The organism is Kitasatospora sp. NPDC059462 (assembly GCF_042749955.1).
In the GTDB taxonomy this organism is placed as follows: Bacteria; Actinomycetota; Actinomycetes; order Streptomycetales; family Streptomycetaceae; genus Kitasatospora.
The window spans coordinates 1-16,545 of sequence record NZ_JBHYUU010000016.1 but is presented as its reverse complement, the minus strand read 5'-3'; the positions used below and the strand labels follow the sequence as shown (position 1 = coordinate 16,545).

Here is a 16,545-nt window from a genome sequence, read left to right as displayed (position 1 = left end):
GCATCGGCTACACCGCCACCAGGACGGCCAGCAGGACGACGCCGGCGAGCAGCGCGCTGAGGTAGGTCTGCGCGTTGCCGGTCTGGGCGAGCCGCACCGCGCGGCCGAGCAGGCCCGCCCCGGCGCCGGCACCGCGCACGTACGTCTCCACGACCTCGCGGTCGAGGAAGCGGACGAGCCGGGCGGCGGCCTCGACCGGGCGGACGAACAGCGCGGCGTAGAGCCGGTCGACGCCGAAGCCGTGCCGGGCCGGGCCGAACAGCGGACCGAGCAGGGCACGGCCGGGATCGGCGACGACGGTCCCGTCGGCCGGGGCTCCGACCTGCCCGGGCACCCGGGCGGTGGCCGAGCGCCAGGCGCCGTAGGCCAGCAGTGCGCCGACCACGGCGAGGCCGGTCCCGATGACGGCGGTGACCGCGGAGGGCCGCAGCGAGCCGCCGTCCAGCAGCGCGGGCAGCCAGTCCGAGCGCAGGCCGGCGACGCCGAAGCCGATGGTCGGCACCGCCAGCACCCACAGCGGCCAGCGCATCGCGGGCGGCTCGGCGACGGCCGGGTCGGCCTCGTCCAGCTCGGGCGAGTACGGGGCGCCGGCCTCGTGGTCGCCGACGACCGTGCCCCGGTCCTCGGCGGGCAGCACCGCGGGCGCCGCCGCGGCCGCGCCCGCCGGGCTGTGGAAGGCCACCAGGAACAGCCGGGCCGCGTACGCCGCCGTGAGCAGCGCGGTGAGTCCGGCCGAGATCAGCACGATCCAGCCGGCCGCCTGCGGCACGGCCGAGGCGGGGCCGAGGCCGTTGGTCAGCGCCTCGCCGTTGGCGGCGTGCTCGGCGGCGGTCAGCACCGCCTCCTTGCTGAAGAAGCCGGCGAACGGCGGTAGGCCGACCAGGGCGACCAGCGCGATGCCCATCGTCCAGTAGGCGTCCGGGACGCGCTTGCGCAGCCCGGGCATCCGGGACATCGCGGAGATCGAGTTGGTGTGCGCGGCGTGGATCACCACACCGGCCGCGAGGAACAGCAGCGCCTTGAACGCGCCGTGGCTGACCAGGTGGAAGACCGAGGCCTGGCGGTCGCCGCCGGCCAGCGCGCCGGCCATGTAGCCGAGCTGGCCGACGGTCGAGTAGGCGAGCACCCGTTTGAGGTCGTCCTGGGCGAGTGCGCAGAGCGCCGAGCCGATCATCGTCACGGCGGCCATCACCGCCAGCACGACCAGCGCCGCGCCGGAGAGCAGGAAGACCGGCAGCAGCCGGGCCACCAGGTAGATGCCGGCCGCGACCATGGTGGCGGCGTGGATCAGCGCGGAGACCGGCGTCGGACCGGCCATCGCGTCGGGGAGCCAGGTGTGCAGCGGGAACTGCGCGCTCTTGCCGGCCACACCGGCCAGCAGCAGCAGCGCGACCAGCGTCGGGTGGCCGAGCCGCCCCTCGGTGGCGGCCCGCAGCACGTCCTCGATCCGGAAGCTCCCGGCGTCGGCGCCGAGCAGGAAGACGCCGAACAGGAACGGCACGTCGCCGAGCTTGGTGACCAGGAAGGCCTTCAGCGAGGCGGAGCGGGCGTCCTCGGTCTCCCAGTGGTGGCCGATCAGGAAGTACGAGCAGATGCCCATGACCTCCCAGCCGACCAGCAGCACGACGAGGTCGCCGGAGTAGACGACCAGGAACATCGCCGCCGTGAACAGCGAGACCAGCGCCGCGTACGAGGGGTAGCGCGGGTCGTCCTTGAGGTACGCGGTCGAGTAGACCTGCACACAGGTGGCGACCAGGCCGACCAGCACCGAGATCAGCGAGCTGAAGCCGTCCAGGTGGATCGCGAGCGCGATGTCCGGCCCGCCGGTCGGGGTGAGCCGGGTGGCGGCGTCCAGCGCCTGGCCGCTGCCGAGCTGGATCGCGACGACCAGGGCGAGCACCGCCGAGACGGCGACCGGGACGATCGCCAGCGGCCGGGCGAGGCCGGGCGCGCGCTTGCCGGTGGCCAGGGTGGCCGCCGCGCCGAGCGCGGGCAGCGCGGGGACGAGGGCGGGCAGGGCGAGGTTCATGCGGTGGCCCGGCCCTTCAGCGCCTCGGCTCCGGCCGGCGCCGGCCCGGTGTCGGCGGTGGACTCGGCCGGATCGCCGAGCGCGGTGACCCGGTCGATGTCCGCGGTGCCCCGAGCCCGGAACAGCAGCAGGACGATGGCGAGTCCGAGGCCGATCTCGGCGGCGGCGACGGTGATGGTGAACAGGGTCAGCGCCTGCCCGGCGTGCAGCGAGTCGCGCAGCCAGGCGTCGAAGGCGACGAGGTTGAGGTTGACGGCGTTGAGCATCAGCTCGACGGACATCAGCACCAGGACGACGTTGCGCCGGGCGAGCACGCCGTAGACGCCGACGCTGAACAGCAGCGCGGCGAGGACGACGGGGTAGGCGAGGTGCATCAGCCCTCCTGCTCGGTGGTGGTCGGAGCAGTCGCGGGCCCGGCCCCGGGAGCGGCGACGGGCGCGGGCGGCGCACTCTGCGCGACCGTCCCGTTGGAGCCCACCGGCCGTCCGGCCCGGATCCGTCCGGCCCGCGGCGCCGGGACCTTCCGCCGGTCGCCGCGCGAGAGCACGATCGCGCCGACCAGCGCGGCCAGCAGCAGCACCGAGAGCGCCTCGAAGGGCAGCACCCAGGTCCGGAACAGGCTCGCGCCGGTCACCGAGGCGGAGCCGCCGCCCGCGCCGAGGTCGATCCAGGAGGTCCGGAAGGCGTCCACGACCAGCGTCACCAGCGTGCCGGCCGAGGCCAGCGCGACCACCAGGGCGACCCAGCGGTTCTTGGAGTCGGCGTCCGGCGAGCGCCCGATCGGCGCCTTGGTGAGCATCAGCCCGAACAGCACCAGGACGACCACCGAGCCGAGGTAGATCAGCACCTGCACCCAGGCGATGAACTCGGCGGTGAGCAGCAGGAACTCCACCGCCAGCCCGCCGAGCGCGACGACCAGCCAGAGCGCGGCGTGCACCAGCTGCTTGGTGGTGACGGCGACCAGGGCCGAGCCGAGCACGGCGATGCCGACCAGCAGGAAGACGATCTCCACCCCGGTCGGGGAGAGGAACGAGCGCGCGGCCGGGTCCAGCGACCCGGTCGCGGCGAGCAGGGTGGCTGCGCCCTTCACGCGTCACCACCGCCCTCGGGCGCGTCCGGCGCCGCCGGCGCCTCCGACGCCTCCGACGCTTCGGCGGCCTCGGCGGCCGCCTTGGCCGCGGCGGCCACCAGCTTGTCGGCGGCCTTGCGCGCGGTGGCGATCTCCTTGGGCTCCTCGGCCGCCGGGTCCAGCGCCGGCGGCACCGGCACCGTCCACATCCACTCCCGCAGCCGGTCCCGCTCGTGGGTCAGCTCCAGGATGTCGGTCTCCGCGTACTCGAACTCGGGCGACCAGAACAGCGCGTCGAACGGGCACACCTCGATGCAGATCCCGCAGTACATGCAGAGCGAGAAGTCGATGGCGAACCGGTCGAGCACATTGCGGGTGCGGGCGCGCGCGTTCGGGTCGGCGGCCGGCAGCGTCTCCTTGTGGGAGTCGATGTAGATGCACCAGTCCGGGCACTCACGGGCGCAGAGCATGCAGACCGTGCAGTTCTCCTCCAGCAGCGCGATCACACCGCGCGAGCGCGGCGGAAGGCTCGGCTGGACGTCGGGGTACTGCGCGGTGACGCTCTTCCTCGTCATCGTCCGCAGGGTGACGGCCAGGCCCTTGGCCAGGCCCGCTCCGGGGAAACTCATGAGATCGCCACCTTGATGATGCCGGTGAGGGCCAGCTGGACGAGGGCGAGCGGGATCAGCACGGTCCACGCGAAGCGCATCAGCTGGTCCTCGCGCAGCCGGGGGTAGGTGACCCGGAGCCAGATCACCACGAAGGCCAGCGCGAAGGTCTTCAGCAGGGTCCACAGCCAGCCGAGCTGGTCCGGCAGCGGGCCGTGCCAGCCGCCGAGGAACAGCACCGCGGTCAGCGCGGAGACCACCAGGATGCCCGCGTACTCGGAGAGCAGGAACAGCGCGAAGCGCAGACCGGTGTACTCGGTGTACGCGCCGAAGATGATCTCGGAGTCGGCGACCGGCATGTCGAACGGCGGGCGCTGCAGCTCGGCCAGGCCGGCCGTGAAGAACACGAAACCGCCGATCAGCTGCCACGGGATCCAGTACCACTCCCAGGCGTCCATGATCCCGGGCAGCGAGAGCGTCCCGGCGGCCATCGCCACGGAGGCGGCGGCGAGCACCATCGGCAGCTCGTAGGACATCAGCTGCGCGGCCGTCCGCAGACCGCCGAGCAGCGAGAACTTGTTGGCCGAGGCCCAGCCGGCCATCAGCTTGCCGATCACGCCGACGCCCATGACGGCCAGCACGAAGAACAGGCCGGCGTCCACCGCCTGCCCGACGAAACCGCCCGGTCCGACCGGGATCGCCAGCAGCACCAGCAGGTACGGCAGCAGCGAGACGGCGGGCGCCAGCTGGAAGATCCGCCGGTCCGCGCCGGCCGGGACGATGTCCTCCTTCTGCGCGAACTTCACGCCGTCCGCGATCAGCTGCGCCCAGCCGTGGAAGCCACCGGCGTACATCGGGCCCAGGCGGCCCTGCATGTGCGCCATCACCTTGTGCTCGGTCTGGCCGATGACCAGGGGGAGGACGAGGAAGACGACCAGTGTGGCGACGCAGCGCAGCACCGTGTCGAACAGGTTCACGCGCCGTCTCCGTCCTGGCCGGCCGACTCGGCCGGCGGCGTCTCGCTCGTCTTCTCCTCGGCGGCCGGCCGCTCCGCGGCGGGTTCCTCGGCGGCGGGCCGTTCCGCGACCGGCTCCTCGGCGGCCGGCTTCGCGGGCTCGTCGTGCGCCGGCACCGGGTTGTGCCACGGCGCGTCGGAGGACTGCGTGCGGGCCGGGGCCGACGCCGGGGCGGCCTCGCCGGGTGCCTGGCTCACCGATCCCTCGGAGACCGAACGCGTCCGGCGCGGCCGGTCCGCCCGCACCGCGGGCCTCTCCTCCGCGGCGGCCGCCGCTGCGGGCGTCTCGGCGGGCGCCTCGGCGGGCGTCTCGCCGGCCGTCTGGCTCGCCGACCCCTCGGAGACCGAACGCGTCCGGCGCGGCCGGTCCGCCCGCACCGCAGCGGTGCCCTCGGCACCGCCGGCACCGGCCGCACCTGCGGCGGCCGCCCGCGGCGTCCGGGCCGCGCCGGCGGCCCGGGCCCCGCGGGCCGGCCGCTCGGCGACCGGCGGCAGGGTGCCCTTCAGCGGTCCCCACTCGTTCGGGTCCGGCACGCCGGCCGGCTGCATCTTGCGCCGCGCCGGCCCGTCGCCGTGGTCGGACTCGCCAGGCTCCTTGGCTCCCGGCCAGGCCTTGGCGACCCGCGCCGCGAGCACGAACTCCTTGCGCAGCGGGTGCCCCTCGAAGCCGTCCGGCAGCAGCAGGGTGACCAGGTGGGGGTGCCCGGGGAAGTCGATGCCGAACATCTCGTGCGTCTCGCGCTCGTGCCAGGCGGCCCCGGCGTACACCGTGACGGCGCTCGGCAGCGCGGCCGCGTCGCGCGGCACCCGGGTGCGCAGCGCCAGGTGGCGCACGCCCGGGGCGTCGACCGCGGCGAGGTGGGCGACCACCGAGAAGCCGTCGGCGAGCTCGTCGACGGCGCTGAGCCAGTCGAAGAAGGTGAGGCCCAGGGTGTCCCGGGCGGCGGTGAGCGCCTCGGTCCAGTGCTCCGCCGGCACGTCGACGGTGATCAGCCCGTACGCCTCGGCGCCGGTCGCCCACTCCCCGACCGACGCCGCGTACTGCTCGGCCGTGGTCACGAGACCCCTCCCTCGACGGAACCGGAACCGGCGGCACCGGAACCGGCGGCACCGGCGGCATCGGCACCGCCACCGGCCGCACCGGGCCCGGCCACCGGCGGACGCCGCAGCGCCGCAGCGGGCGCGGTGTAGCGGCCGGGCAGCGACTCGGCGGCGATCTTCTCCTGGAGCTTGAGGATGCCCTGGAGCAGCGCCTCCGGGCGCGGCGGGCACCCGGGCACGTAGACGTCGACCGGGATGATCTGGTCGACGCCCTTGGTCACCGAGTAGGAGTCCCAGTAGGGCCCGCCCGAGTTCGAGCAGGCGCCGAAGGAGATGACGTACTTCGGCTCGGGCATCTGCTCGTAGAGCCGCTTGACGGCGGGCGCCATCTTGTCGGTCACCGTCCCCGAGACGATCATCAGATCGGCCTGCCGGGGACCCGGCGCGAACGGGATCACGCCCATCCGGATGAAGTCGTGTTTGGCCATCGAGGCCGCGATGAACTCGATCGCGCAGCAGGCCAGGCCGAAGTTGAAGCACCAGAGGCTGTAGCGGCGTCCCCAGTTGAGGACGACCTTCACCGGGTCCGGGGCCAGCCGGGCCAGCGGGCCGATGCTCCGCCGCTCGACGGCGGCACCGGGGCGCGACGGGTCCGGCACGCCCAGCGGAACCGGGCCGCCGGAGGCGTCGTGCCCGTGCGAGTGGGTGTGCGTCACGTCCATTCCAGAACGCCCTTCTTCCAGGCGTAGAGCAGTCCGACCGCGAGGAAGCCGATGAAGACGAACATCTCGACCAGCGTCCCGGCGCCGTACCCGGCGGAGGCGAAGACGGTCGCCCACGGGAACAGGTAGATCGCGTCGACCGCGAAGATCACGTACAGGAAGGCGTAGACGTAGTAGCGGATCTGGGTGTGGGCCCAGTCCTCCCCCACCGGGTCCACGCCGCACTCGTAGGCGAGGAGCTTCTCCGGCGAGTACACCACCGGCCGCAGCAGGCGGTTCGCGGTGAACGCCACCGTCACGAAGAGCACGCCGACGACGGCGAGCAGGCCCATCGCGGCGTACGCGTCGAAGTAGCCGCTGCCGGCCGCCGGGTCGGCCGCGACCGAAGCCGCCCGCTGCCCCACCATGCCCTCGCCTCCACATCGGCCACGGAACCCGCCCTCGGGCCGGTTCTACGACGTTCCTTTACACGCTCATAACCATCGCCAGTGCGTGAGTCTAAGTGCACGGCATGGGTACCCCGCATCCTGCCCGATCCGCAAGACACCCGGTGGACAGCCGGTGGACACCGCACGCCCCGCCGGAGGCACCCCGGGCGGGGTGGGGATAACCCCCGCACGGGGAGACGTATCACCCCCATGGCCCCACCCGCCCCCGACCGGCCAAGCTAGGAGCACAGCCTGACCGGAGAAGGACGGTAGACCGAGATGACGCGAACGGACGGCACGGCCGAGGGCGCCGGCCAGGAGCCGGCGACGGCCGCCGGACCCACCCCGCTGTACGGCGCCCGGATGTGGCGGCAGGTCGGGCAGCTGCTGCTGAACCTGCCGCTCGGGATCGCCGGCTTCCTCTTCACGATCGCGACGCTGTCGATCGGCCTCGCCCTGTCGATCACCGTGATCGGCCTGCCGCTGCTCGCCGCCGGACTGGCGGGCTGCCGGTCGATGGGCGGCTTCGCCCGCGGCCGGGCCCGGGCGCTGTACGGCTCCGAGGTGCCCGAGCCGGAGCCGGTGCAGCGCCGCCGGCCGGGCATCACCGGCTACGCGATCGCCCACCTGACCGACGCGCTGTCCTGGCGCTCGGCCCTCTACAACGTGCTGATGCTGCCCTGGGGCGTGCTGAGCTTCGCGCTGACCCTGGTCTTCGTGCTGGTCGGCTGGCCGCTGCTGCCGTGGGCGGTCCGCGCCCAGTCGGCGGTGGACCGGATGCTGGTGGAGACCCTGCTGTACCCGGGCGCCCTGTCCGAGCGGGTCCGCGAGCTGGAGGACGACCGCGGCACCGTGGTCGACACCGCCGCCGCCGACCTGCGCCGGATCGAGCGCGACCTGCACGACGGCGCCCAGGCCCGGCTGGTGGCGCTGGCGATGGACCTCGGCATGGCCAAGGAGCGGCTGCAGGAGACCGAGACCCCGGAGGACGTGGCGGTCGCCGCGAAGATGGTCGACAACGCCCACGGCGAGGTGAAGCTGGCCCTCCAGGAGCTGCGCGACCTGGCCCGGGGCATCCACCCGGCGGTGCTCACCGACCGCGGCCTGGACGCGGCGCTCTCCTCGGTGGCGGCGCGCTGCACGGTGCCGGAGGGGGTCAAGGTGCACGTCGACCTGAAGGCCCGGGACGGCAGCACCGACCGGCCGGACTCGGCGGTGGAGGGCATCGCCTACTTCACGGTCAGCGAGCTGCTGACCAACATCTCCAAGCACTCCGGCGCCCGCTCCGCCACGGTGGACGTCTGGCGGGCCGACGAGCAGCTGATGCTGCTGGTCCAGGACAACGGCAGGGGCGGCGCGGCCCCCTACCCGGGCAGCGGGCTGGCCGGGCTGGCCGAGCGGATCCGCGCGGTGGACGGGGTGTTCCTGGTGGAGAGCCCGGACGGCGGACCGACCACGGTGACCGTCGAGCTCCCCTGGCGGACCCGCGCCGCCCGCCGCTGACGCCGGCGCGGCCCCCTCGTCGACGACCCCCCGGGCCCGGACGGCGGGCGGCCCCGCGGAACCCTTGCGCGGTTGTGCGGGCCGCCCGCCGTCCGGGGGCTGGTGGGGTCAGGGCGTCTCCAGGGTGCCGAGGGTGACGTCGGCGCTCCTGCTCCGGCCGTCCCGGGTGTAGGTGACGGTCACCTTGCTGCCCGGCGCGAGCGAGGCCAGCGCGGTGGTGAGCGAGTTCAGCGAGTCGACCGGGGTGTCGCCGATCCTGGTGATCACGTCCCCGACCTGGAGGCCCGCCGAACCGGCCGGGCCGTCCGGCGCGACGGCCACCACCACGGCGCCGGCCGGGCGGAAGTTCTGGTCGAAGTAGGTCCGGGCGGTGATCCCGAGGGCGGCCCGGCCGGAGTTGGTGACCTTGCCCTCCTTGATCAGCTGGTCGGCGATGCTGGTCACGGTGGACGCCGGGATGGCGAAGCCGATGCCCGGGGCGGCGGCGCCGTTGGACTCCGGCTCGGTGGCGGCCAGCGTGTTGATGCCGATCACCTGGCTGTCCAGGTTCACCAGCGCGCCGCCGCTGTTGCCGGGGTTGATCGCGGCCGAGGTCTGCACCATGTTGCCGATCACGGCGCCCGGTGAGCCCTGGGTGCCCGGCTCGGAGACGGTCCGGCCGGTGGCCGACACGATGCCCTGGGTGACGCTGCTGGAGAGTCCGAGCGGGCTGCCCATGGCGAGGGTGATCTGGCCGAGCTCGACCTTGGTGGAGTCCCCGAAGGCGGCCGGTTTGAGGCCGTCCGGCGGGCTGCTCAGCTTGATCACCGCGAGGTCGGAGTCCGGGTAGCTGGCGACCAGGGTGGCGTCCAGCGGCTTGGTGCTGCCGGCCAGGGTGACGGTGAAGGTGGTGGCGGTGCCGACCACGTGGGCGTTGGTGACGATGTCGCCCTTGTCGTCGTAGACGATCCCGGAGCCGAGGCCGCTGCCGGTGGTGATCTGCACCACCGAGGGCAGCACGTCCCCGATCACCCGCTGGTAGTCGGACTGGAGCTGGTTGGCCCCGCCCGGCTGGGAGGGGCTGCCGGTGGCCGCGGCGGTGACGGCCGGGGAGCCGCTCTGCGGCGAGGAGGAGTCCGAGGACGACCCGCTGCTGCACCCGGCCAGTGCGAGTGCGGTCAGCACGGCGAGGGTGCCCGGCGCGAGCAGCCGCGCGCCGGACGTCCCGGGCCCGGTCGGGCGCGATCCGGCCGGGATCGGACGGGTGGGCTCCTTCGTGCGGTTCACCGTGACGGCCTCCGGGTTCCTCAGCGCGCGGCCGCGGAGGGCCGCCCGAACGCGACGCAGAGATATTTGTCAGCATTTCACCGAAATGTCCGGGTTCCCGGCTCCGACGCGCCCACGGCACCACCGCGAAATCCCCACGCCCCCAGGGCCCGTCCTCGAACTCCCACCCGCCCTCCGGGCGGACGACGGGAGTTCGAGGGCGGGCCCTAGGATTCGGCCATGACTTGGTTGATCACCGGCGGTGCCGGATACATCGGCGGGCACGTCGTGCAGCAGCTCCTCGACGCGGGCGAGCGCGTGGCCGTCCTGGACGACCTGAGCACCGGAGACCGGACCCGGCTGCCCGAGGGGGTCGCCCTGGTCGAGGGGTCGACCCTGGACCGCGCCGCGCTGGACGCGGCCATCCGCGAGCACCGGGTGGAGGGCATCCTGCACTTCGCCGCCAAGAAGCAGGTGGGCGAGTCGGTCGAGCAGCCCTTCCTGTACTACCGGGAGAACATGATCGGCCTCCAGACCGTCCTGGAGGCCGCGGCCGAGGGCGGCGTGAAGCGCTTCCTCTTCTCCTCCTCCGCCGCCGTCTACGGCATGCCCGACGTCGACCTGGTCACCGAGTCGACCCCGTGCGCCCCGATGAGCCCGTACGGCGAGACCAAGCTGGCCGGCGAGTGGCTGGTGGCCGCGGCCGGCAAGGCCCACGGGATGTCCACCGTCGCCCTGCGCTACTTCAACGTGGCCGGCGCCGCCTCGCCGGAGCTCTCCGACGCCGGGGTGTTCAACCTGATCCCGATGGTCTTCGAGCGGCTCACCGCCGGCGAGGCCCCGCGGGTCTTCGGCGACGACTACCCCACCCCGGACGGCACCTGCGTCCGTGACTTCATCCACGTCTCCGACATCGCCTCGGCCCACGTGGCCGCGGCGAAGCGGCTGGCGGCCGACCCGGCCGGGGAGACCTCGCTGGTCCTCAACATCGGCCGCGGCGAGGGCGTCAGCGTCCGCGAGATGCTGGACGTGATCGGCAAGGTCACCGGGTACGACACCACCCCCGAGATCACCCCGCGCCGGGCCGGCGACCCGGCCCGGGTGGTCGCCTCGGCCGAGCTGATCGAGCGCGAGCTGGGCTGGACCGCCCGGCACGGCGTGGAGTCCATGGTCGCCTCGGCCTGGGAGGGCTGGTGCAGCCGCCACCCGGAGGCCCGGAAGTAGCGCGTCCGCGGCGGGAGCCCCGGGCTCCCGCCGCCCGTACCCCGGGTCAGTGCGAGGGCACCGCCGTGCCGTAGAAGGCGTCCAGCGCGTAGACGCAGCGGTCCTTGCTGCCGACGAAGACCTTCCCGCCGATCGCCACCGGTGAGCCGGTCAGCTCGCCCTTGGTGCCCAGCTCCCAGCGCAGCTGACCGCTGGCCAGGTCCACGGTGTGCAGCGAGTGGTCCCGGCTGCCCAGGTGGACCAGCCCGTCCGCGACCGCCGGGGAGCCGACGATCTCGCCGCGCGCGGTGTAGCGCCAGCGCTCCCGGCCGCTGCCCGCCTCGAACGCGTACAGCACCTCGCCGCTGCCGACCAGCACCATGCCGTCCCCGACCACCACCGGCTCGGCGCCCTGCCGGGTGCCGGTGACCGCGCGCCAGCGGTCCCGGCCGGTGGCCGCGTCCAGCGCGTACACGGTGCCGAGGTAGTCGGCGACGTAGACCGCGTCGCCGTCCAGCGCCGGCGGGGTGAAGAGCACCACCGGGGCCTCGAAGCGCCAACGCTCGGCCCCGCTCGCCGCGTCCAGCGCGTAGACCCGGGTGCCGGCCGTCACGTACAGCACGCCGGAGCGCTCGACCGGGCGGGAGGGCACGTCCTCGCCCACCGGGACCGACCAGCGCAGGCCCGCGCCGCGCGGGTCCACGCAGCGCAGCCGCCGTCCGCCGTAGTAGTACGCCGAGCCGCCCACCAGGGCGGGGCCGGACTGCGGGTTCTCGAAGTCCTGCTGGGCGTCGTCGGCGCGCCACAGCTCGGCCCCGGTGGCCGCCGAGCGCAGCTGGACGCCGCCGCCGCGGACACCGCAGCAGAGCACGCCCTCGGCCGCGTCCAGCGAGTACACCCAGCCGTCCAGCGAGTGCCGCCAGCGCTCGGTGCCGTCCGCGACGTCCACCGTGTACAGGTGCGGGCCGTCGGCCGCGTGCACCCGGCCGGCGTCCACCGCGAGGGCCCAGGCGACGTCCCTGGTCTTGTAGCGGCGCTGCCCGGAGGCGATGTCCAGGGCGTGCACCTCGAAGCTGGAGACGAACAGGGTGCCGTCGGCGACCACCGGGGTGCCCCAGACCTCGTTGGACATCCGGAACCGCCACGGGCGCCAGCGGGCGGCCCGGGCCGGGGGCGGGGTGATCCGCCGGACCCAGTCGGTCTCGGCGGGCGCCGCGCCCGGGCCGGCCTGCTCCGCGCGCGGCCCCGGCCCTATCCGGACCGAGGCGCCGGGCAGCCGTACCTCGTCGCCCTCCCCGACGGCCGGCCGGCGGTGCCGGCTGGGGGCGGCCAGCTTCTCGGTGGCGGCCTCGGTGTCCGGTCCGGGGGGCCGGGTGTGCACCGGGCCGGCGGGCGGGGCGTGCCCGGCGACCGCCCGGGTGCGCGGGTCGTCCTGGGCCGGGTGCGGCGCCGGGTGCGGCTGCGGGACCGGCGGCGGAGCGGGCTGCGGCGGGACGGCCGGCGGCGGCTGGCGGCGGCCCCGCTTGTGCTCGATGAGGGCGAGGGCGTCGGGCGGCAGCCAGTCCCCGGCCTCGCCCGAGGCGTCGTCCCGGGAGAACAGGTGCGGGGCCAGCTCGGCCTGGATCTGCTCCGGGGTCGGCCGGTGCTCGGGCGCCGGCCGCATGCAGGCGCGCACCAGGTCGGCCAGCTCCACCGGCAGGCCGGAGAGGTCGGGCTGGTCGCGCAGCAGCTGGAAGACCGTCTCCACCGGGTTGGCGCCCCGGTACGGCGGGTGGCCGGTGGCACAGAAGACCAGCAGCGAGCCGAGCGAGAAGACGTCGCTGGCGCCGGTCACGCCCCGGCTGTCCCGGGCCTGCTCCGGCGACATGTACGCCGGGGTGCCGACCGCGACGTTGGTCATGGTGAGCCGGGTGCTGGAGACCCCGGCGGCGATGCCGAAGTCGATCACCCGGGGGCCGTCCTCGACCACCAGCACGTTGGACGGCTTGAGGTCGCGGTGGACCAGCCCGGCGGCGTGGATGGACTGCAGGGCCTCGGCGATGCCGGCCACCAGCCAGCGCACCGCCCCGACCGGCAGCGGCCCGCACTCGGTGACCAGGTCCTCCAGGGACGGCGCCGGGACGTACGCGGTGGCCAGCCAGGGCACCCGGGCGTCCGGGTCGGCGTCGACCACGGCCGCCGTGTAGAAGCCTCCGACCGTCTTGGCGGCCGCGATCTCCCGCGCGAAGCGGACCCGGAACAGCTCGTCCTCGGCCAGTTCCCCCCGGACCGTCTTGATCGCCACCCGCCGGCCGGCGGGCGATCGTGCCAGGTAGACCAGGCCCATGCCGCCCGCCCCGAGCCGCCCCAGCACCTCGAAGGGCCCGATCCGCCTCGGATCGTGCGCCGTCAGCTGGTCCACCCGCTGCCACCTCCCCGTCTTGTGCACCGCCCGCGGGTGCCGGACACCCGCCGCGTGGTGCCGGACCCGATTCTCCAATGCCGCCCGGTGCATCTCCAACCTCCCCCGCCCAGAGCGGTGTCCGCCCGGGGGGAGGCTCCACCGCCCGGTCAGCGGCTCCGGAACGGCCGGATTCTGACGTCCGCTCCGGCTCCGGCTTGCGCCCGACACGCCCGGGAGTACTGGGAGGGGCAGGTCACACCACCGATCGGGTCGTCACGCTCCGTTACTCGACAACCCCTCAGCGAAGGGTTCGTCACCCTGTGGGGTCGCCGGTGCACGGGGGGGCGTCAAGAGGGGCCGCGGGGGCCGAATGAATATCCCTCGGAAGCCTCCCGGACGGCTATACCAACCCCCGGGCGGAGTAATTGTCACATCACCGAATCGCGCCAAGATCGGGCCACGGTAAGCTGACGGCATGACAGGACAAGTTCGCACCGTCGACGGTCGCGTCGCCGGGCGACGCGGACAGGAGACGCGGCAGAAGCTGCTCGACTGCCTCCGCGAGATGCTCAGCACGTCGCCCTATCGGGACGTCAAGGTCATCGACGTCGCCCGTATGGCGGGTACCTCCCCCGCGACCTTCTACCAGTACTTCCCGGATGTCGAGGGCGCCGTCCTCGAAATCGCCGAGGAAATGGCCAAGGACGCCGACACGCTCAAAGAGCTGGTGGCCGGAAAGTCCTGGGCAGGGAAGTCCGGCACGGCCACTTCGGAAGAACTGGTCGACGGATTCCTCGCCTTCTGGCGCAAGAACGACGCCATTCTCCGCGTGGTCACGCTCGGTGCCGCCGAAGGGGACAAGCGGTTCTTCAAGATCCGCATGACCGTCCTCAACGCGGTCGCCAAGCCGCTCACGGAGGCCGTCAAGGAACTCCAGGCGAAGGGCCAGGCCGACAAGTCGCTGGATCCGGCCGCCGTCGCCGGGTCACTGGTCTCGCTGCTCGCCTCGGCGGCCGAGCACCAGAAGGCCTTCACCTCCTGGGGCGTCAAGGTCAAGGACCTCAAGCCCAACCTCGCTCCCCTGGTGTACCTGGGCGTCACCGGCAAGAAGGCGCCCAAGTAGACCGATCCGCTCCGACCCACCTTCCGCTTCGCGTGCGCCCCGGCCTCCTGTCCGGGGTACGACGGACGGCGGCCGTGTCCTCGGGGGAGGTCCGCCGGCGGTCCGCAGCGCGCCATGACACGCCTGTGGGCGGTCACCCACGTCGGGTGACCGCCCACAGGCATGCCGGGAGGCGGAGGGGCGGCCGGGGCCGTCCTCGGGCGCCCCGGGGGCCTCGGAGGCCCCAGGAGCGCCGGGAGCGCCAGGAGCGCGCCAGGAGCCTCAGGGGCAGCGGACGACCTGCCCGGCGTAGGCCAGGCCGCCGCCGAAGCCGAACAGCAGCACCGGGTCGCCGGGCGACAGCTCGCCGCGCTCGACCAGCTTGGAGAAGGCCAGCGGCACGGAGGCCGCCGAGGTGTTGCCGGACTCCACGACGTCCCGGGCCACCACCGCGTCGGTGACCCCGAGCCTGGTCGCGATGGCGTCGATGATCCGCAGATTGGCCTGGTGCGGCACGAAGCCCTTCAGCTCGGAGGGGTCGATCCCGGCCCGCTCGCAGGCCTGGCGGGCCAGCGGGGCGATCTGGGTGGTCGCCCAGCGGAACACCGACTGGCCCTGCTGGCTGATCACCGGGTCCCAGCCCGTGATCACCACGGCGTCGCCCTTCTCCGGTTCCGAGCCCCAGACCACCGGGCCGATCCCCGGCTCGGCGCCCTCCTCCTGGGCCTCGACCAGCGCCGCGCCGGCGCCGTCGCCGAAGATCACGCAGGTCGACCGGTCGGTCCAGTCGAGGGTGTCCGACATCCGCTCGGCGCCGATCACCAGGGCCGTCCGGGCCGCACCGGCGCGGATCGCGTGGTCCGCGGTGGCCAGCGCGTACGAGAAGCCCGAGCAGACCGTGTTGATGTCGTAGGCGGCCGGCGCCCGCACCCCGAGCCGGGCGGCGACGGCGGCGGCCGTGTTGGGGCTGCGTTCCACCGCGGTGCAGGTGGCGACCACGACCAGGTCGACCTCGGACGCCGACCGGCCGCTGTTGGCCAGCGCCTTCTGCGCCGCCTCGGCGGCGAGGTCGACGACGGTCTCGCCCTCCGCGATGTGCCGCGTCCGGATGCCCACCCGGCTGCGGATCCACTCGTCGTCGGTGTCGACCAGCTTGGCCAGGTCGTCGTTGGTGAGGACCTTGGGGGGCTGGTAGTGGCCGAGTGCCACGATGCGCGAACCGCTCATACTGCCAACTCAACCCGGTTACCCGCTGGTCAGCGGGTCGCGACCGGCTACAGGATCCACGCCGGGATGCTGTAGGAGGCCGACAAGGGGCGTTGCGGCAGACGGGTCGCCGACCGGCGCGCGGATGCGACGCGGACGGACGATTCCGCCCTCGCGGGGCCGGTCAGGCCGCCAGCGAGGCCGCGTCGCCCATCACGATCACCGGGCGGGCGGCCGGGTCGAGGGTGCGGATCAGTTGCGCCATCTTCTCCTCCGGGATGGAGACGCACCCGTGCGTCGGACCGCCGTGGTCGACGTGGATCCAGATCCCGCCGCCCTTGGTCGAGCCGTTCGGGCGGCGCGGGTCGAGCGGGGAGTTGCCGGGCACCCGGTTGTAGTTGATCGCGACGACGTAGTCGAAGGACCCGGCCAGCTGTTCGCCGGCGAAGCCCGTCCCGGAGACCACGAAGTTGGCGTCCTTGTCGTAGGGCAGCCGGCTGCCCGGGTCCGCCTTGCGGCCGCCGGCGTCGGTGAGCGAGAAGACGCCGATCGGGCTGCGCAGGTCGCCCTCGTTGTGGTCGGTGGTCCAGCCCTTGAACGCGTTGTGGCCCTGCCAGGTCTCGCCGGCCAGCCAGCGGCCGTCGGCGGTGCGGGTCCACAGCGTGACACCGGTCCGGTTGGTGTCCTTGCCCTCGCCGGTGGCCACCACGACCTGGGTGGTGTCGGCGGGTATCCGGCCGGTGAACGCGGCGCCGAGGCCGGGGATCGCCTCGACCGAGCCGTCGGCGCGGGCCTCGCTGCGGCCGGCGGCGGGGGTCTCGGCCTGCCGGGCGTCGGCGGCCCGGGCGGCCGGGGCGGCGGTCGGCGAGGCCTGGTCGGCCGCCGGCTGCGCGGCGGGGGCGAGGTCCGGGGTGGCGACGCCCTCGGGGCCGGGGCCGTCGGCGGTGGTCACCCCGGGCTTGGCGGCGTCCTGGCCGACGGTGTACCAGCC

General features: G+C 74.1%; 15 protein-coding genes. 3 read left to right on the top strand and 12 right to left on the bottom strand.

Annotated elements, in window-relative coordinates:
* Nucleotides 1-7 precede the first annotated feature (7 nt).
* Genes ACFXAM_RS07105 through ACFXAM_RS07070 form a run of 8 tightly spaced genes read right to left on the bottom strand, consistent with a single transcriptional unit; the run spans nt 8 to nt 6,891 of the window.
* On the bottom strand, nt 8-2,029 hold the full coding sequence (locus ACFXAM_RS07105; protein ID WP_380288240.1) for an NADH-quinone oxidoreductase subunit L: 2,022 nt from the start codon (nt 2,027-2,029) through the stop codon (nt 8-10).
* Nucleotides 2,026-2,403 (bottom strand): NADH-quinone oxidoreductase subunit NuoK, encoded by a 378-nt coding sequence (nuoK, locus tag ACFXAM_RS07100; protein ID WP_380288238.1) that lies wholly within the window; start codon nt 2,401-2,403, stop codon nt 2,026-2,028. The genes ACFXAM_RS07105 and nuoK overlap by 4 nt, the downstream gene beginning before the upstream one ends.
* Nucleotides 2,403-3,119 (bottom strand): NADH-quinone oxidoreductase subunit J, encoded by a 717-nt coding sequence (locus tag ACFXAM_RS07095; RefSeq protein ID WP_380288236.1) that lies wholly within the window; start codon nt 3,117-3,119, stop codon nt 2,403-2,405. The genes nuoK and ACFXAM_RS07095 overlap by 1 nt, the downstream gene beginning before the upstream one ends.
* Entirely contained in the window at nt 3,116-3,727 is a 612-nt protein-coding gene (locus ACFXAM_RS07090) for a NuoI/complex I 23 kDa subunit family protein (protein WP_380288234.1), read from the bottom strand. The genes ACFXAM_RS07095 and ACFXAM_RS07090 overlap by 4 nt, the downstream gene beginning before the upstream one ends.
* A complete protein-coding gene (gene nuoH / locus ACFXAM_RS07085; protein WP_380288232.1) occupies nt 3,724-4,683 on the bottom strand; it encodes an NADH-quinone oxidoreductase subunit NuoH in 960 nt (319 codons plus the stop codon). Before nuoH ends, ACFXAM_RS07090 begins: the two co-directional genes overlap by 4 nt.
* Nucleotides 4,680-5,780: an NADH-quinone oxidoreductase subunit C gene (locus ACFXAM_RS07080; protein ID WP_380288230.1), complete on the bottom strand. Its 1,101-nt coding sequence runs from the start codon at nt 5,778-5,780 to the stop codon at nt 4,680-4,682. Before ACFXAM_RS07080 ends, nuoH begins: the two co-directional genes overlap by 4 nt.
* Nucleotides 5,777-6,484, bottom strand: coding sequence for an NADH-quinone oxidoreductase subunit B (locus tag ACFXAM_RS07075; RefSeq protein ID WP_380288228.1), 708 nt, complete (start codon nt 6,482-6,484; stop codon nt 5,777-5,779). The genes ACFXAM_RS07080 and ACFXAM_RS07075 overlap by 4 nt, the downstream gene beginning before the upstream one ends.
* Nucleotides 6,475-6,891 (bottom strand): NADH-quinone oxidoreductase subunit A, encoded by a 417-nt coding sequence (locus ACFXAM_RS07070; RefSeq protein ID WP_380288226.1) that lies wholly within the window; start codon nt 6,889-6,891, stop codon nt 6,475-6,477. The genes ACFXAM_RS07075 and ACFXAM_RS07070 overlap by 10 nt, the downstream gene beginning before the upstream one ends.
* 300 nt (nt 6,892-7,191) lie before the next feature.
* On the opposite strand from ACFXAM_RS07070, the gene ACFXAM_RS07065 reads away from it, so the two are divergent.
* Nucleotides 7,192-8,415 carry a sensor histidine kinase gene (locus tag ACFXAM_RS07065; RefSeq protein ID WP_380288224.1) on the top strand — a complete coding sequence of 408 codons (1,224 nt, stop codon included), beginning with the start codon at nt 7,192-7,194 and terminating at the stop codon, nt 8,413-8,415.
* A 108-nt stretch (nt 8,416-8,523) separates the two neighbouring features.
* On the opposite strand, the gene ACFXAM_RS07060 is transcribed toward ACFXAM_RS07065, so the two are convergent.
* Nucleotides 8,524-9,603 (bottom strand): S1C family serine protease, encoded by a 1,080-nt coding sequence (locus ACFXAM_RS07060; RefSeq protein WP_380288348.1) that lies wholly within the window; start codon nt 9,601-9,603, stop codon nt 8,524-8,526.
* A gap of 297 nt (nt 9,604-9,900) precedes the next feature.
* On the opposite strand from ACFXAM_RS07060, the gene galE reads away from it, so the two are divergent.
* On the top strand, nt 9,901-10,884 hold the full coding sequence (galE, locus tag ACFXAM_RS07055) for a UDP-glucose 4-epimerase GalE (protein WP_380288222.1): 984 nt from the start codon (nt 9,901-9,903) through the stop codon (nt 10,882-10,884).
* Nucleotides 10,885-10,930: 46 nt separating this feature from the next.
* Here galE and ACFXAM_RS07050 read toward each other — a convergent pair whose 3' ends face one another.
* Nucleotides 10,931-13,264 (bottom strand): PQQ-binding-like beta-propeller repeat protein, encoded by a 2,334-nt coding sequence (locus ACFXAM_RS07050; protein WP_380288220.1) that lies wholly within the window; start codon nt 13,262-13,264, stop codon nt 10,931-10,933.
* 457 nt (nt 13,265-13,721) lie between these two features.
* Between ACFXAM_RS07050 and ACFXAM_RS07045 the strand changes: the two genes are divergently transcribed.
* On the top strand, nt 13,722-14,369 hold the full coding sequence (locus ACFXAM_RS07045; protein ID WP_266311629.1) for a TetR family transcriptional regulator: 648 nt from the start codon (nt 13,722-13,724) through the stop codon (nt 14,367-14,369).
* A gap of 261 nt (nt 14,370-14,630) precedes the next feature.
* Here the strand turns inward: ACFXAM_RS07045 and ACFXAM_RS07040 are convergent, their stop codons facing one another.
* Both ACFXAM_RS07040 and ACFXAM_RS07035 read right to left on the bottom strand, forming a co-directional pair.
* Nucleotides 14,631-15,575, bottom strand: coding sequence for a beta-ketoacyl-ACP synthase III (locus ACFXAM_RS07040; protein ID WP_380288218.1), 945 nt, complete (start codon nt 15,573-15,575; stop codon nt 14,631-14,633).
* 163 nt (nt 15,576-15,738) lie between these two features.
* Nucleotides 15,739-16,545, bottom strand: an 807-nt coding sequence (locus ACFXAM_RS07035) for a L,D-transpeptidase family protein (protein ID WP_380288216.1), incomplete at its 5' end; no start/stop codon positions are given.

Excerpts from the sequence above, each read along its gene's own strand:
- ACFXAM_RS07105 (WP_380288240.1), bottom strand. The coding sequence starts at position 2,029 with ATGAACCTCGCCCTGCCCGCCCTCGTCCCCGCGCTGCCCGCGCTCGGC.
- nuoK (WP_380288238.1), bottom strand. The coding sequence starts at position 2,403 with ATGCACCTCGCCTACCCCGTCGTCCTCGCCGCGCTGCTGTTCAGCGTC.
- ACFXAM_RS07090 (WP_380288234.1), bottom strand. The coding sequence starts at position 3,727 with ATGAGTTTCCCCGGAGCGGGCCTGGCCAAGGGCCTGGCCGTCACCCTG.
- ACFXAM_RS07075 (WP_380288228.1), bottom strand. The coding sequence starts at position 6,484 with ATGGACGTGACGCACACCCACTCGCACGGGCACGACGCCTCCGGCGGC.
- ACFXAM_RS07070 (WP_380288226.1), bottom strand. The coding sequence starts at position 6,891 with ATGGTGGGGCAGCGGGCGGCTTCGGTCGCGGCCGACCCGGCGGCCGGC.
- ACFXAM_RS07065 (WP_380288224.1), top strand. The coding sequence starts at position 7,192 with ATGACGCGAACGGACGGCACGGCCGAGGGCGCCGGCCAGGAGCCGGCG.
- galE (WP_380288222.1), top strand. The coding sequence starts at position 9,901 with ATGACTTGGTTGATCACCGGCGGTGCCGGATACATCGGCGGGCACGTC.
- ACFXAM_RS07045 (WP_266311629.1), top strand. The coding sequence starts at position 13,722 with ATGACAGGACAAGTTCGCACCGTCGACGGTCGCGTCGCCGGGCGACGC.
- ACFXAM_RS07040 (WP_380288218.1), bottom strand. The coding sequence starts at position 15,575 with ATGAGCGGTTCGCGCATCGTGGCACTCGGCCACTACCAGCCCCCCAAG.